Raw genomic sequence first — 1691 nt, forward strand, 5'->3', positions numbered from 1 at the left:
GACGCGATTATTAATATTAATTGCACTCTAGAATTACAAGAACCCGCACAGCACAGCGCGATTTTATTTACCGGACATCGCGGTTGTGGGAAAAGCACCGAACTACGATTGCTTCAGCGCAAGTGGCAACAGAATTTTCAGGTCATTTATTTAGAATCTGACAAAATAACTGATATTAACGACATTCAATATACCGACATTTACCTTTTAATCGCTCAGTATCTAGAGTACGAGATGCGTCAGCTCAAGATCGAGCTAAATAAGAAAATTGTCGAAGATATCGAGCAATGGTTTGCTGAAGTAATTGAAGAATTGCAGATGTCTAAGGATATTGAAGTCGCGGTTGCTGGTGAAATTACGATTAGTAACAGTGGTCTGTTGCCGATACCACGTCTAGCGAAATTCTTGGCGAAATTAAACTCGCAAATCAAAGGCAGTACTAAAGACAAAACCACAATTCGCCGCGTTATTGAAAAAGATCTGTCTAGACTCACAACTAGCATCAATTTACTGCTACATGATGCTGAGAAGAAGCTGATTAAAAAGAAACCAGGTTGCAAAGGATTGTTGCTGGTATTCGATAACCTCGATCGCTGTCCGCCCCATGTCGCCGACAAACTATTTTTTGACTATGCTGCCCAGCTTCAGGCGATCGATTGTACGATCGTTTACACCGTGCCGATTGCTTCGCTGTACTCGTCCAGTGGGATTGCAAAGACTTTTGATAAGCCTTACATCGTCTCGATGGTGAATATCTATCAATATGAAAAAAACAAACCAGATTTGTTAACTTATCAAGCGAAAGGATTAGATTCATTAGTCGCGCTACTAGATAAAAGAATCGATGTCGATCGAGTCTTTGAGACTAGGGATATCTTGCTAGAAATCGTCCGTGCTAGCGGCGGACATGTTCGCGATTTGATGAAAATGGTCAGGCAAGCTTGTTTGACAGCGATCGGACGTAAGCATACCCAAGTCCAAGCTGATGACGCGCTCTATGCCATCAATCAAGCACAATTTAGCTTCGAGCGCGAGATTCCCGATACGCATTATCCGATTATTGCTGAAACTTTCGTGGAAAAACGGGCACCGAGTAACGATCTCGGCCAAGACTGTTTATTCTACACCTATGTATTGGAATATAACGGCGATCGACGCTGGAATTATCCTCATCCTACCGTAATCAAAATCGATGCTTTCCAAACAGCCCTTAGTCAGCTCCAACAGCAGCCTTGAGGCGAAGTTTTTACAGCGAAATGCTGAAGCACTAGACAGTATCGAGTTATTTGCCAAGCTGTCCGAAGGGTTTACGATCGCGTTTATGGAAGTAAATTCCGATCGAGATCGAGCAATTGTTGTTGAATATCTCACACATAGCGACAGGTTTCCCGATGTCCAATGGGTGCCAATTGCTTTAGCGGATGAGCTTTTACAATATTTTGGATTGGAAGTGCGCGAACAGTTGCAGTCTGTGGAGTTAATGCCAGATCGCCAGCCAGTATTATTAATCTCAGGATTGGAACGCTCGATCGGTGCGACTGGTGACTATCCCCAGGTACTCAGCAATCTCAATATGGAACGGGATAGCTATCCTCGCATTTTACCCTACCCGATCGTTTTACTCTTGCCGAGTTATGCGATTACTCGTTGCGCCCGTTTTGCGCCAGATTTTTGGTCGTGGAAATCGATCG

The 1691-nt window shown here is 43.7% G+C and carries 1 protein-coding gene and 1 pseudogene; both read left to right on the forward strand.

Annotation, left to right across the window (positions count from 1 at the left end):
* Positions 1-1236, forward strand: a 1236-nt coding sequence (locus tag RMO27_RS10375) for a P-loop NTPase fold protein (RefSeq protein WP_309732069.1), incomplete at its 5' end; no start/stop codon positions are given.
* Positions 1193-1691 (forward strand): annotated as a pseudogene (locus RMO27_RS10380) (hypothetical protein); the annotation flags it as partial. The gene RMO27_RS10375 and the pseudogene RMO27_RS10380, both read left to right, overlap by 44 nt.

Source organism: Chamaesiphon sp. OTE_75_metabat_556 (assembly GCF_031378165.1).
Classification (GTDB): Bacteria; Cyanobacteriota; Cyanobacteriia; order Cyanobacteriales; family Chamaesiphonaceae; genus Chamaesiphon.